This is a genomic window from Coprococcus sp. OM06-34AC (assembly GCF_003462545.1).
Lineage (GTDB): Bacteria > Bacillota > Clostridia > Lachnospirales > Lachnospiraceae > Coprococcus > Coprococcus aceti.
The window spans coordinates 216531-231993 of the sequence record NZ_QTZF01000001.1; the positions used below are offsets into that span (position 1 = coordinate 216531).

13 protein-coding genes are annotated in these 15463 nt (G+C 43.4%); 1 reads left to right on the forward strand and 12 read right to left on the reverse strand.

The features are described from left to right. Positions 1–83: 83 nt before the first annotated feature. From DXB91_RS00935 to DXB91_RS00980, 10 genes are all read right to left on the reverse strand, one after another. Positions 84–929, reverse strand: coding sequence for a TIGR02452 family protein (locus DXB91_RS00935; protein WP_118016608.1), 846 nt, complete (start codon positions 927–929; stop codon positions 84–86). 167 nt (positions 930–1096) lie between these two features. Continuing rightward, on the reverse strand, positions 1097–2053 hold the full coding sequence (locus DXB91_RS00940) for a hypothetical protein (protein ID WP_118016609.1): 957 nt from the start codon (positions 2051–2053) through the stop codon (positions 1097–1099). A gap of 16 nt (positions 2054–2069) precedes the next feature. Further along, the gene (locus tag DXB91_RS00945; RefSeq protein WP_055222763.1) at positions 2070–2291 is read right to left on the reverse strand and encodes a helix-turn-helix domain-containing protein; all 222 of its coding nucleotides are present in this window, start codon (positions 2289–2291) and stop codon (positions 2070–2072) included. Positions 2292–2312: 21 nt separating this feature from the next. Continuing rightward, positions 2313–3167: a hypothetical protein gene (locus tag DXB91_RS00950; protein ID WP_118016610.1), complete on the reverse strand. Its 855-nt coding sequence runs from the start codon at positions 3165–3167 to the stop codon at positions 2313–2315. A gap of 360 nt (positions 3168–3527) precedes the next feature. Further along, positions 3528–4085: an HD domain-containing protein gene (locus tag DXB91_RS00955; RefSeq protein WP_118016611.1), complete on the reverse strand. Its 558-nt coding sequence runs from the start codon at positions 4083–4085 to the stop codon at positions 3528–3530. Between the two features lie 75 nt (positions 4086–4160). Then, positions 4161–4928, reverse strand: a complete 768-nt coding sequence (locus DXB91_RS00960) for an alpha/beta fold hydrolase (protein WP_118016612.1) — start codon at positions 4926–4928, stop codon at positions 4161–4163. Positions 4929–4976: 48 nt separating this feature from the next. After that, on the reverse strand, positions 4977–5924 hold the full coding sequence (locus DXB91_RS00965; protein ID WP_118016613.1) for a cation diffusion facilitator family transporter: 948 nt from the start codon (positions 5922–5924) through the stop codon (positions 4977–4979). 199 nt (positions 5925–6123) lie between these two features. After that, positions 6124–8760: a pyruvate, phosphate dikinase gene (ppdK, locus tag DXB91_RS00970; protein ID WP_044998404.1), complete on the reverse strand. Its 2637-nt coding sequence runs from the start codon at positions 8758–8760 to the stop codon at positions 6124–6126. Positions 8761–9196: 436 nt separating this feature from the next. Further along, positions 9197–10441 (reverse strand): aspartate aminotransferase family protein, encoded by a 1245-nt coding sequence (locus tag DXB91_RS00975; protein ID WP_117548834.1) that lies wholly within the window; start codon positions 10439–10441, stop codon positions 9197–9199. Between the two features lie 53 nt (positions 10442–10494). Continuing rightward, positions 10495–11892 carry a glycine--tRNA ligase gene (locus DXB91_RS00980; RefSeq protein ID WP_118016614.1) on the reverse strand — a complete coding sequence of 466 codons (1398 nt, stop codon included), beginning with the start codon at positions 11890–11892 and terminating at the stop codon, positions 10495–10497. Between the two features lie 274 nt (positions 11893–12166). On the opposite strand from DXB91_RS00980, the gene pdxR reads away from it, so the two are divergent. Next, positions 12167–13573: a MocR-like pyridoxine biosynthesis transcription factor PdxR gene (pdxR, locus tag DXB91_RS00985; protein ID WP_118016615.1), complete on the forward strand. Its 1407-nt coding sequence runs from the start codon at positions 12167–12169 to the stop codon at positions 13571–13573. Between the two features lie 90 nt (positions 13574–13663). On the opposite strand, the gene recO is transcribed toward pdxR, so the two are convergent. Beyond that, a complete protein-coding gene (gene recO, locus DXB91_RS00990; protein ID WP_118016616.1) occupies positions 13664–14407 on the reverse strand; it encodes a DNA repair protein RecO in 744 nt (247 codons plus the stop codon). A gap of 97 nt (positions 14408–14504) precedes the next feature. After that, complete coding sequence (gene era, locus DXB91_RS00995) at positions 14505–15404, reverse strand: GTPase Era (RefSeq protein WP_015534137.1); 900 nt, start codon at positions 15402–15404, stop codon at positions 14505–14507. Positions 15405–15463: the final 59 nt, after the last annotated feature.

The window sequence follows — 15463 nt, forward strand, 5'->3', positions numbered from 1 at the left end:
TCTTGTCATTTCCTGCTCATCCTCTTATATCTACACCGCCGCCCTCATGGCATGATGGTATGCACCATAGGCACAAATTTCATTTACAATGAACTTAATACGCTGTTAAACACCCTGTAATTGAAATCATCATTTGGTCTGCAGTACACAGCAAACTCGATATTCTCAAATGCGTGTATATAATCACTTAGAACATTTGCAGCAGCCGATGCCACCGCATGAGGATCGTTGCGGAATGCACCACAGCCAAATGCCCCGAGTATCACTGTGTCCGCATGGTTCATAACGGCGCTGTCAAGTATCCTTCTGAGTCTTTTCTCATGAATAATCTGAAGGTCATAATTGCTTACTCCCGCTGCGCTTGCACCATTCTCGCAGTTATATATATTTCCTGGAATTTCCCGTAGATTCGGCGCAGCACATGTGATCACATCCACTTTATACCAATCCTTTCGCTCCATGAGTTCCGGCAGATCTGTATCCGTCTTAAACACCACTATACCAGGTGTATATATAATGTCATCATTGTGTATAGGATCTTTTGCCGCTCTGTGAGGAGTATAGAACATTCCCCACATATCAGGAGTGTTCAAACAGAAATACAGATTAGAACATCTGCAGAGACATTCCTCCTGTGCACTCGCTCCATATACAACTCCGCCACCCGGATTTACCGCCGATGCAAAGTTATGCACAGCAACATGCTGTCCCTTATAATATGCTGCTGCCTCATATGTTCTCTTTCTGGATACCACAATCCTGGTCTGTTTCTTATAAATATTAAGATTAAGTCCCGGAATCTTCTCACTTTCTGCAATAAATCGCTGCCCTGACACCGATTTCTTTGTAGCATCTGACAATGCAGCATCCGTCTTGCACATATACTCTGTATTCTGAAATATAATTTTGTTCATCTCTTTGCGATCCATCTGTAATCCTCCTTAATTCTCACTGTCATACATGAAATTATGATAATATGCCCACGCTAAATGTTCTCGTTTTTCAATTTCATTCATTTTCTCTAGTCATAATTTTAAACCACAGGGAACCAATTTACCATATCCCTGTGGTTTAATCTTAAATTAATATTCACCTGTTATTCTATCTCAACTACGCCTGTATCCAGGAAGAATTTGCCAGTGCTCACACTATATTCATACACTGAATCTTCTTTATCCACGAATGAACTGTGCATCTTACCAGTCACATCCGCATAGGACACGATCACATACTGCCAGTCACAGTCAAACTTTATTGTATCTGGTATATCCCCAACATCATAGGTTTTGGCGTCCAGCTCTTTGTTATCCTCAGACATAGCTGTAAATGTATACTTTTCTCCTGCTCGTTCAAACTTCCATTCCACATGTATGACCATTTCGTTTTCATCACTTGACGAACTTTCACTACCCGAGAACGAAGTCGTCTTATACGACTCTTTTACATCCATTGCACCTGATCCGTTCTCTGCAGTCTGATCCGTGGCCGCACACCCCATTGAGCTGCCACTCGTTATATAATATGTTCCATCTGTTTTCTCATATACCTTATTGAGAATTATTTCCACATCACCATCTGAGTCTGCATAGCTATCCTTATTGTCCAGATCATAGTACACGCATCCGTTCACTGTCCGGCTTCTGGTGACACTTCCATCTGCATTCTCATTATACCCAACATTGCTGATACCAACACTTATACCATCAGATACCAGAGTCTCGTACATATCTTCCCCCTCGCCTGATCTGGCATAGATCATATAACATCCGTCAACATCAATGTCTTCATCTGTTATCTTAAGTGTACCTGCATCAATATCGATTTCGCACGGAACATCGGTAACTGTCCCAAGCCTTTCTGTTGTTACAAACACTCCAACCAGTAAATCTCTCTCATCAGTTTCAATCATTTCCTTATCCGCAAGCGAGCAGCCTGAGAGCATACATATTCCAAGCATTCCAATAATACCCACAGCAGCCAGATTGCTCTTTCGTATCACTCTATGTGTCTCACCTGATTTCCTGTCTGTTTTCTTACCCCTGCTAACTTTCATCACAGCTCCCGCCTCCTTAGTCTTCTTCTATAAGTTCACCATCAAATGTCAATATGTCTCCAACATCGCAGTGCAGGTAATAGCATATCTTGTTGATCGTGGTAAACCGCACACCCTTTGCTTTCCCGCTTCTGAGAACCGACAGATTTGCCTCTGTTATCCCCACTAGTTTGCAAAGTTCCTTCGATGTCATATTATTCTCTTTTAAAACCCTGTCCAGAGTTACTTTGATCGCCATACCTGCACGTCACCTCAAATTCTATATATATGAATCATTTTCTTCTTTTATCGCTTTTGTCTTAGCAAGGTTTCTGACACCCATATACACAACGACGAGTATTATCAGCTCATATAATGGAAGTGATATCTTGAAATCTGCATTTGAAAGAGTCATCATGATAAAAAGCTGAAGCACATTCTTCGAGAGTTCAAGAATCACCATGACTGATATCGCACTCTTGCTCGTCTTTGAAAGTCTCTCTGCCATATGGATTGTTTCATCCGAATACTCATTTTCTATTATGCTGTTGCAAAGCCTGTATCCCCTGATCAGAACCCATATGACAAGAGCAGCATTTACAAGCTGGAAAATAAACAGGATCACTGCCCATCCGGCATCACCAGGCATAGCACCGGCATTTGTCCGATTTGTTCTGACAAGCCCCGGCAGTGACACACAGACAATCACAAAAGCTGTGAATACCACTATCACACATATTATCTTCTTGATGATTTCTACTATCTGAGTGCTATCCGCCTTGTCTATACTCTCCACGATCCTGAGCACAGCATAACATGCCAGCACCGACCATATCACTGAGCTTATTGCAAGATTCAGCATATCTGAAGTTACCAGAGCATTTCCATCTATGACATACCCTGGATTTATCATCATATATATTCCTATGAAAAGCACTGCTGAAAGTCCCAGCAACAGGTAGTCAGCATCAATTTTTCTATTTCTTATACAGAGCACGATGAATCCAGCAAGTGGCACACAGCCTATCAGACAGAACATACATATTGCAAGGACATTCTGTGCTCCGCCCGCAAGAGACATCTCCCTGAGCCACTTTGCTATGTATGCAAATGCATTTAAAACACCATTAACCATAAAAGCCTCCAATCGCCAAGTAAATTATTGTTTTTCGATAATTATCTTACTTGTATAGTACCATATGATTATCGTTTGTCAATAATTATTATCGTTTTTCGATAATTAATTTCAGTTGATACAAAATGTGTCTCCGTATATTCGACTTCATCGCCAGCATGACCGATGACTATTTCATAGATCTGTATGAATACCTTTTCCCAAATGGGACATACAAGGTCGACTATGTCGGATACTTTGACAACATCTGATCATAATTGTCAAAACAAATACCTCCCGGGCAGATTGTTATATTTCCATCATCCGCCTGGGAGGTATTATCATACATTTTTGTAATTAAAAATAACTATTCACTATCGACTACTTGCCGGTCTGATCTGGCATTTTCTCTGCAAGTTTCTTACATTCAGCCTCAAATTCACCTTCCACTTCTCGCCATGGTCTTTCGGCCACAGCAGGGACTGAACTAAGGTTGTCCGTATTCCTGTACTCCTCGCCTTTCATCAGATTCTTAAGTTCGAAATTCATCATCTCATCATCTATCTGTTTCCACATAGCATTTTCTTCTTCGCTCAGATCAGCAAGTCCAAATCGCTCAAGTATAACGTTCATGATCGAACTCTCTATCTCAAGATAATTGGACAAATGCGCTTTTACCGGTCTGATTATGTCTGATATATACGCCTCGCTGGCATCGTGCAACAGACAGGCAAGCTGTAACCGCTCTGACCATCCCCTTGCCTTCGCCTCATTCATACAGTTGATGGAGTGCTGTGCCACAGAAAAGAAATAGGACACATGCCCTCCACCGCGGCACGTGAGGCTTAACGCATGCGCTATATCCTGTATTGATATGTCTGAAGCTGTCATATTCATCGGATCTATTTTGTTCCCCGTATACGTGTCCATCGTTGCCATATCACAGTCTCCTTATCCTTATTTATCAGCATTTTAAGATAGTATATCCTTGTCGTATCATATTCCACTTTTAATTCATTCAATGTCAAGCAATTCAGAAATAATATCATTGAATTGTCTGCTCTGATCTATGTTGCACACGTGACCGCAATGCTCTATTATTATCAGCTCCGCATCTGTCAGATCAGCTTCCTCCACGATTCCATTTATAAAACACAGATCACCACGCCCGGAAATATATACATTCTCCTCGTGTAATCTGCTCACGAACTCGTCACAAAGTGAAAAGTGCTCAATAAAAATATTCATATACGCCTTAAATTCCAGACTGTTTAATGCCTTGGCACATTTGCAGAATACCTTCCTGCTTGTCTTGCTGACCTTCCATGGCATAAAGAGTTTTGCCATTATTCTGTAGACGACAGGAAATGGAAGTTTGTCACCTATCTTAGCAAAGACATTGACAGCACGCCTGAGTGGTTTTCCAACCGTGCCAAGCGCACCCACAAGTATTGCTTTATCTATGTAACTTCCGCATCTCATCTCCATATATTTGATAAATATAGTTCCAAGTGATACGCCCATAAAAACAGCTCGCTGTATCCCCCTCGCATCAAGCACCTGCGTTATCTCACCCACGACAACATCCAGCGTACTTCCCATCTTGGACAATTTCAGTTCACTGTCTCCATGACTTGGCAGAGTTATCGCCAGAACATTAAACTTCTTTTGAAGCAAGGGAATTTGATTCTTCCATACCCTGTTGTTCCCTCCAAATCCATGAAGCAGAACTATATATCTATCGGTATCGCATGAGCTTTCAAAAACTTCATAATGTAACATATCCTTACTTCCCCTTGATCATTTGTATTTTGTATTACAGCTTTATTATCAATCTGGTATGACCTCTATATACACCTGATCATACTTATCCCTTAGCTCCTGTTTTATCTCGTCCCTCACCTTATGAATGATACTTATATGTATCACATCCGTCTGATTTCCTATATATACCTCAACCCACAGCTTCCGCCCGGTCTGGATGACATCCAGAAAAGTGACCTCATATGGGTAATCCTTCATATGCTGATCCACTATGGCTCGTATCTGACTAAGCGTCTCTTCCTCCGGAGCAAAAAGAATAAGATTCTTGATACTCTGAAATATCTCGCACACCGGCTCTTTTATGAGAAGAAGTGCCATAACCACCGCTACAGCCGGATCAATATAAGGGGTCATAAAACGCAGACTTGTATGCAAAAGAGCAGTCTGTACCGCAAATGCTATAGCAACTCCCATACTGCTTATTACGTCAAGCTTCCACATATACAGCTCCGCTTTGATAGTTGTAGACTCATATTTCTTACTGTAATGGCCAAGTATCACATACATAACCGCACAGCATACACATACAAGAAATTCAAATACCGCTATGCTCCCCGCATCTACCTCATGTCCACCATGAAACAACAGCTTTATATTCTCAACCATGAGATTACATGTGAGTGCAAGCAAAACACTGTACTTCACAAGAAGAAAAAGCGATTCCACCTGGGCATAGCCATATGGATGTTTCTCTGTCACCGGTTTATACAGAAGCGGAACAAGCACCATAAATGGTCCTATCATGACCAGATCTGCGGAGTCGAACAGGCAGTCCGTCCAAAGCGAATGTGAATGGGTATACCATGCCATCACGCCCTCCGCAAGTATGAAGAAGACACTTCCCATAAAAGACAGACGAAGTATTCTCTTCTCTATGGCAAGCTTGTCCTTTCTCGACCTACGTTCCTTCTTCTTAGCTTCTCTTTTACTAATTTCTACATCTCTTTCATTCATTATATATTCTTCCTATGTTTAATTTCCATAGACCACAATATCATCAGAACTTAATATAATCAAGTATCGGCTATTGATTTCTCCTTTTTGATATGCATATTTTCTTACAAAAAAGTCCCTGTAACCACCTCATGGCAATTACAGGGACTCATATTGTCTTTATTAAGCTAATTACTTACAAGTTCTGTTCGTCCGAATCCTACTTGTTAGCGATTGCAGCCTGAGCAGCAGCAAGTCTAGCAATAGGTACTCTGAATGGTGAACATGATACATAATCAAGACCAATCTTGTGGCAGAACTCAACTGATGAAGGATCTCCACCGTGCTCACCACAGATACCGATGTGAAGCTTTGGATTAACTGGCTTACCAAGCTTAACTGCCATATCCATGAGCTTACCAACACCTGTCTGATCAAGCTTAGCAAATGGATCGTTCTCGAAGATCTTAGCATCATAGTAAGCATTTAAGAACTTACCAGCATCATCTCTTGAGAATCCGAATGTCATCTGTGTAAGGTCGTTTGTACCGAAGCAGAAGAAGTCAGCTTCCTTAGCGATCTCATCAGCTGTAAGAGCTGCTCTTGGGATCTCGATCATTGTACCAACCTCATACTTAAGATCTACGCCAGCAGCAGCGATCTCAGCGTCAGCTGTCTCAACAACTACCTTCTTAACGTACTTAAGCTCCTTAACCTCACATACAAGTGGGATCATGATCTCTGGCTCAACTGTCCAATCTGGATGCTCCTTCTGAACCTCGATTGCTGCACGGATAACAGCCTTTGTCTGCATCTTAGCGATCTCTGGATATGTTACAGCAAGACGGCATCCTCTGTGACCCATCATAGGGTTGAACTCATGGAGTGAGTTGCAAAGTGCCTTAATCTCCTCAACGCTCTTGTTCTTAGCAGCAGCAAGCTTCTCAATGTCAGCCTCCTCTGTTGGAACGAACTCATGAAGAGGTGGATCCAGGAATCTGATAGTAACTGGGTTACCCTCAAGTGCCTCATAAAGAGCCTTGAAGTCTCCCTGCTGATATGGAAGGATCTTATTAAGAGCTTCCTCTCTCTCTTCTACTGTATCAGAGCAGATCATCTCACGGAATGCTGCGATTCTCTCTGGATCAAAGAACATATGCTCTGTACGGCAAAGACCGATACCCTCTGCACCAAGCTCACGTGCCTTCTTAGCATCTGCTGGTGTATCTGCATTTGTTCTAACCTTAAGTGTTCTATACTTATCAGCCCATGCCATAACACGGCCGAATGTTCCTGCGATCTGAGCATCAACTGTCTTGATAACTCCATCGTAAATGTTACCTGTTGTACCATCGATTGAGATGTAATCTCCCTCATGGAATTCCTTGCCAGCGAGTGTGAACTTCTTGTTCTCCTCGTCCATAACGATATCGCCACAACCTGATACACAGCATGTACCCATACCACGGGCAACAACTGCAGCGTGTGATGTCATACCACCACGAACTGTAAGAATACCCTGTGCTGACTTCATACCTGTGATATCCTCTGGTGATGTCTCAAGACGTACAAGAACTACCTTCTCGCCTCTAGCTGCCCATGCCTCAGCATCGTCAGCTGTGAATACAACCTTACCACAAGCAGCACCTGGTGAAGCGCCAAGTCCCTTGCCCATTGGTGTAGCTGCCTTAAGAGCTGCTGCATCAAACTGTGGGTGAAGAAGTGTATCAAGGTTACGAGGATCGATCATTGCAACTGCCTCTTCCTCTGTCTTATGTCCCTCATCAACAAGGTCACAAGCGATCTGAAGAGCTGCCTGAGCTGTTCTCTTACCATTTCTACACTGAAGCATGTAAAGCTTCTTGTTCTCAACTGTGAACTCCATATCCTGCATATCATGGTAGTGATTCTCAAGAGTCTCACAAACCTTGATGAACTCTGCGTAAGCATCTGGGAACTCCTGCTCCATCTGAGCGATTGGCATTGGTGTACGAACACCAGCAACAACGTCCTCGCCCTGTGCGTTGATAAGGAACTCACCCATAAGCTTCTTCTCACCTGTTGCAGGGTCACGAGTAAATGCAACACCTGTACCAGACTCATTGTTCAGGTTACCGAATACCATAGGCATTACGTTAACTGCTGTACCCCATGAATAAGGGATATCGTTGTCTCTTCTGTATACGTTCGCACGTGGGTTATCCCATGAACGGAATACAGCCTCGATAGCTAACTTTAACTGCTCAACTGGGTCTGAAGGGAAATCTGTTCCTAACTGGTTCTTGTACTCTGCCTTGAACTGCTCAGCAAGTGTCTTGAGATCCTGTGCTGTAAGCTCTACATCGAACTTAACACCCTTCTCTTCCTTCATCTTGTCGATGAGCTGCTCGAAGTACTTCTTACCAACTTCCATAACAACGTCTGAGAACATCTGGATGAAACGTCTGTATGAATCGTATACGAAACGCTCGAATGCTGGATCTGGGTTGTGTGCTATCATAGCAGCAACAACGTCATCGTTAAGACCAAGGTTAAGGATTGTATCCATCATACCTGGCATAGATGCTCTTGCACCTGAACGAACTGATACAAGTAATGGATTCTCAAGATCTCCGAACTTCTTGCCGTTGATCTCCTCCATCTTCTTAACGCCATCCATAGCCTGAGCCATGATCTCGTCATTGATCTTACGGCCATCCTCATAGTACTGAGTACAAGCCTCTGTTGTAATTGTGAAACCCTGTGGAACTGGAAGACCAATTGCTGTCATCTCTGCAAGGTTTGCACCCTTACCACCGAGAAGATTACGCATGGTCATGTCGCCTTCGCTAAACATATAAACCCACTTGTTTGCCATTTGTTTGTTACCTCCTACGTAAACTTTATATTTCATGGTGTGAAGTCCCCGTGAAGTCTCCACACGCGCTAGACTGATTATAACATATATGTCAACATTAGCAAACTCTTTTTTCTATATTTTGTGTATAAACCAGTCCATTTTTACATATAGTTGAATTATATGTATATTCCATTATATTACGCTTAATTACAGCAACATTTGTGTGCCGACCTGAAACAGACTGGCAACTGATCTTCGCTGACCAGTATTCAAAAATTTCCAAATTGGCAAACTGCCCGCACAGCCCTATTCATCCCGTAAAAAACATAGGCTGCGGAAATCTCCGCAGCCTATGCTTTACTTTATATCATGTCGCCTGCAGGCTCCATGTGGATATTCACATTATACCAGTCCTGCACAAGTGCGGCTGTCACAATGCACATTTTATTACAACTTACTCGCCGTCAATAGCTTCCTTAAGAATATCAAGACCAGCAATAAGATCCTCATCTGAGATGATAAGTGGTGGCATGATCTTGATGACCGCGTTGTCACGGCCAGCTCTCTCTATTACAAGACCCTTCTTGAAAGCTCTTGCTGTGATGGCACCTGCTGTTGCATCGTCCTTAACCTCTACGCCCCAGAGGAGTCCGATACCACGTGTTGCAATTACATTTGGATCGCCGTCTATATTCTTCTCAAGATACTCTCTAACTATCTCGCCCTTACGTCTTGTCTCTGCCTCGATGTTGTTGTCAAGCATGAACTCAAGTCCTGCCTTTGCAGCTACCATTGAGAGCTGGATTCCACGGAATGTACCTGAATGCTCACCCGGCTTCCAGAGATCATACTCCGGCTTGAACATTGCAAGTCCCATAGGGAATGGGTATCCGCCGATTGACTTTGAAAGTGAGAACATATCAGGCTTGATTCCTGCTCTCTCAAATGAGAAGAATGTACCTGTTCTTGCACAGCCTACCTGTACGTCATCAACAACCATAAGGATATCGTTCTTATCACAGAACTCACGGAGTGCCTTGAGGTACTCTACTGAGAATACATTTACACCACCATCTGCCTGTACTGTCTCGATAAAGATTGCTGCAGGCTTCTCAACACCTGAGTGATCGTCATCAAGAAGTGTCTGCATAAACTTGATCGTATCAAGCTCTGGGAACATGTATGGGGCTGGAATGTGATATACGTTGTCAAGTCCAACACCTGCTCCTGCACGGCTTGCAGCATCACTTGTAAGTGATATTGAACCGAGTGTCATACCATGGAAGCATCCCATGTACGCCCAGATCATCTCTCTCTTCTTGACCTTACGTGCAAGCTTTAAGAGTGACTCAACTGCATTTGTTCCTGTAGGACCTGCGAACATGATCTTGTAATCAAGTCCTCTAGGCTCAAGGACCTTTTTCTCGAAGAACTCGATGAATTCAGCCTTTGGTGCTGTCATCATGTCAAGAGAATGCATGATTCCATCGCTCTGGATGTAATCGATAACCTTCTCCTTTATATAATCATTGTTATGACCATAGTTCAGCGCGCCTGCTCCTGCGAAGAAGTCTATATACTCCTTACCATTCTCGTCATACATCTTGGCTCCCTTGGCCTTTGTAAATATCTCTGGGAAACTTCTACTGTACGATCTTACATTTGCCTCGTATTCTGAAAATAACTCTTTACTATGCATCTTAATGCCTCCTGTAATTCAGTGTCCCGTATTATCTCCGGTCACACCATCAATTAATATTCAAATTTCTTCTCAAAGTAAGCCTTCAGATCTTCAATCTTGACTCTCTCCTGCTCCATGGTATCTCTGTCACGAACTGTGACTGCTCCATCCTCAACAGAATCGAAATCATATGTTACACAGAACGGTGTTCCTATCTCATCCTGTCTTCTATATCTCTTACCTATGTTGCCTCTGTCATCGAACTCACAGTTATAGTACTTTGAAAGCTCTGCATAAATCTTCTCTGCACCCTCGTTGAGCTTCTTGGAAAGTGGAAGCACACCGATCTTAACCGGTGCAAGCTGTGGGTGGAAATGAAGGACTGTACGGATGTCTGGCTTCTCCTCTGTTCCGATGTTCTCCTCGTCATATGCAGCACACAGGAATGCCAGTGTAACACGGTCAGCACCAAGTGATGGCTCGATTACATATGGAATGTACTTCTCCTTTGTCTCGTCATCGAAGTACTCCATGGACTCTCCTGATGTATTCTGGTGCTGTGTCAGATCGTAATCTGTTCTGTCAGCGATTCCCCAGAGCTCACCCCATCCAAATGGGAATAAATACTCGATATCTGTTGTTCCCTTGGAGTAGAAACAAAGCTCCTCAGGTGAATGGTCACGGGCTCTCATCTCATCATCCTTGATTCCGAGATCCTTGAGCCAGTTGATACAGAAGCTTCTCCAGTACTCAAACCACTCCATATCTGTACCCGGCTTGCAGAAGAACTCAAGCTCCATCTGCTCGAACTCTCTTGTTCTGAATGTGAAGTTACCAGGTGTTATCTCATTTCTGAATGACTTTCCTATCTGGCCAATTCCAAATGGAACCTTCTTTCTTGAAGTTCTCTGTACATTCTTGAAGTTGACAAATATACCCTGTGCAGTCTCCGGTCTCAGGTATACAGTGTTCTTGGCATCCTCAGTTACACCCTGGAATGTCTTGAACATAAGGTTGAACTGTCTGATGCCTGTGAAGTTGTGCTTACCACATGTTGGACAGCAGATATTGTTCTTCTCAACGTACTCTTCCATCTGCTCGTTGCTCCATCCGTCTACTGCGCCCTCTGGAACAACTCCGTTTTCAGCCATAAAGTCCTCTATAAGTTTATCTGCACGGAATCTCTCATGACACTCTTTGCAATCCATAAGAGGATCAGCAAATCCTCCAAGGTGGCCTGAAGCAACCCATGTCTGTGGGTTCATAAGGATAGCACAGTCAACTCCTACATTGTAAGGGTTCTCCTGGATGAATTTCTTCCACCATGCTTTCTTTACGTTGTTCTTGAGTTCAACTCCGAGATTACCATAGTCCCATGTATTTGCGAGACCACCGTAAATCTCTGAACCTGGATAAACAAATCCTCTGCTCTTTGCCAATGCAACGATCTTGTCTAATGTCTTTTCCATCGTAATCCTCCAAATCATATTCGAATTTGCATTTTTTTCGCTCTATCCGCCTTATTTTATACTCATTCAAATATTTTTGCAAGGTTCACGGCATATTTTGTAATATTATTTATAGAAAGCTACTATAATTTGTGCCGTCAGACATCCCCTGATGACTTTCTTCTTATTGCTTACTCGTTATGACTCTTGTATAATAGCATCAGATTGGTTCTTTCTAAAGTTCCAATTTTAAGTATTTTTATAGAACCAATTTGCACCAGAAAGGAACACCAGAATGATTTCAATAGACAAAACTTCTAACAAGTCTCTATATGAACAATTATATGAACAAATGAAATCCGAGATACTTAATGAGCACTATGCTGCAGGTGAAAAGCTCCCTGCAACAAGGCAGCTCGCCGCCGAACATAAGCTGAGCCGCAACACAGTAGTATCTGCTTACAACCAGCTTGAACTTGAAGGATATATACGCTCCGTGACAGGCTCCGGCTACTACGTTGAGAACATCACTGCATTTACCCCGGACAGAAAAACAAGACAAAGCCACAATATACAACATTCTTGCAGGCAGGCTGGAAAGACATTTGACTACACATTAAGCTACGGCAATCTGGACTATAACTGCTATCACTCCAGGGCCTGGCGCAAATGCCTTATGAACGCCTGGGACATGATATCCATGGCCGATACCGCCTCCTACCAGATGTCGCAGGGAAGCTACACCCTCCGCAGTCTTATCACCGAATATCTGTACATGTCCAGGGGTGTCAACTGCACTCCTGAGCAGATCATCCTCACAAGCGGACACCAGAGATCCATAGACATAATCACCCATATATTCAGTCCGTCAGACTATTCATTTGCCATAGAGGACCCTGGCTACAACGGAACATGGGAGATCGTCAGCCAGAGTCCTTTCAGGATCATTCCAATACAGCTTGAGGACGACGGTGTGTCCATAGAACACATCCAGCGTCTCAGGGACACTCTGCTGTATGTAACGCCATCCCACCAGTTTCCGATGGGAAGCATACTACCGATAAGTAAGAGACTGGAGCTCATAGAGTGGGCGGCTCAATCTGGAAGTTATATCATCGAGGATGATTACGACAGCGAACTCAGATACCAGAGCAGACCGATCCCATCCCTGCAGTCCATCGATAACAGTGATCACACTATATATCTCGGTACATTTTCCAAATCCATGTCACCAGATCTTCGAATATCATATATGGTGCTTCCTGCAGATCTGATGAAGGCATATGAATCCAGATATTCACACACCAACTGCACTGTTCCAACCGTTCTGCAGCTTGCACTTATTGAATTTATACAGAGTGGTAATTATCAGCGCCACATAGGCGCCATGAAGAATCACTATAAAAAGAAGCATGATTATATATTGAATTATGTGAAACAGAATCTTGAAGATGATGTGATCATGTATGGTGCCGGAGCCGGTCTCCACTTTGTGGCAGAGGTTAAGAACTCAAAGCTTACCCAGACAGAGCTCATATCAGCTTTTGAGCAGAAAGGCATACGAATCTTCTCCACAGAACCATTCTGGATAAGAAAGAATCTCTGTCCTGAGAACCAGCTCCTGTTTGGTTTCAGTGCTATACCGTACGAAAAGCTTCCCGGTGCTATGGATACATTTTCCAAAATAATACACACTCTTTAATATTGACATCTTCAGGCCGGCTATTAACAAAAAGAAGAGAATCTTACTTGTTGTGATGTGATTCTCTTCTTTTCCTATAATTACATTATGTCACGGCAATGAGTCTATGATCTCCACCGATTTGAACTTCCTGTCCACATACATATCCATGAACTGCTTCGACACTAGCTGTATCTCCACCAGTACAGGATCTGACACATTGAAGTTGTACATCTTGCCAAGCGATGCACCATTTATGTATTGTATCGTGTATACTGCGTCATCCGATAGATGAAGCGGATGTTTTGCCCGGCCTTTGCATCCATCGCAGAGCAGTCCACCCGATGCTGCATCGAATACATTTGACACCTCAGCCTTGCCACATACCGGACAGTGGAAGCTCTGTATTCCCTGTCCGAACACATCCATAAGCTTTATCTCGTACACGCACCTGATGAGCTTTGCCGGCATCTGCCCCTTCTCCAGAGCCTTAAGACTCACATACAGAAGATTGAGGTAATCTGCTGCCCTGTCACCCTCATGGGTCATGAATCTCATGACCTCACAGAAGTACGATGCATAGCAATACGCGTCTATGTCCATGGTGAGCTTGTGAAAATATTCGTCAACATCTATATTCACAAGCCTGTATGAATCCCGCCCCGGGATCAATGTAAAACTTCCCATGACAAACATCTGTGTCTTGGACTGGAGCGGATTCGTTCCTCTCCTCACACCTGTTGCAAATACTGTGATCCTGCCCCGTTCTTTGGTGAGGACCACCATTCTCCTGTCATATTCGCTCTGGAGGCTGCTGGACAGTACAATTCCATGCAATGTTACTTCTTCTCTCAATTGTATATCCACCTCCATAACAAATTTAACATGACAAGATCGGCAAACTGTGCACTGCCCGCAGCGACTGCACATTCACCGATCCTGTTTGCACATACTACTCGTCTCTAAACCCAAAGTTCCTTAGCAATGTATCTGTATCTCTCCAGTCCTTCTTGACCTTTACCCAAAGCTTCAGATTGACCTTGGTGTCGAGAAGTCTCTCTATTCCATATCTCGCATGAGTACCGATCTTCTTCAGCATGACGCCCTGCTTTCCTATGATGATTCCCTTGTGAGAATCCCTCTCACATATGATAGTGGCATCAATATCGATCAGTCCGCCATCTGGTCTCTCCTTCATGGAGTCAATGACCACCGCAATTCCGTGAGGAACCTCCTTGTCAAGCTGACGAAGTGCCTGCTCTCTGATGAGTTCGGCAACGATCTGTCTCTCCGGCTGGTCAGTGATCGTATCCTCATCGTAATACTGCGGTCCGTACGGAAGATACTTCATGATGGTATCTATAAGCTCATCCGTATTCTTGCCCTTGAGGGCTGACACAGGAACTATCTCCGCAAAATCACAGGCATCCTTGTAGGTATTTATCGCCTCAAATACCTTGCTCTCCTCCACATTATCTATCTTGTTCACAACCACAATGATCGGAGTCTTCACATGCTGGAGCTGCTCTATAATGTAACGCTCTCCCGCACCGATAAATGTTGTGGCCTCAACTATCCAGAGAACCACATCGACCTCATCCAGTGTACTCTCGGCAACCTTGAGCATGTACTCTCCAAGCTTGTTCTTCGCCCTGTTGATTCCCGGTGTATCCAGGAAAATGATCTGTCCCTTATCACTTGTGTACACAGTCTGTATCCTGTTTCTCGTGGTCTGTGCCTTGTTGCTTGTTATCGCTATCTTCTGTCCTATCAGTCTGTTCATAAGTGTCGACTTTCCAACGTTTGGTCTGCCTATGATGGACACGAAGCCTGATTTGTATTCTTTATTCATATATCTCCTTCATCCTGCATGCGAAAGCTAACCTACGCATACGCATCTAGCTTTACTAT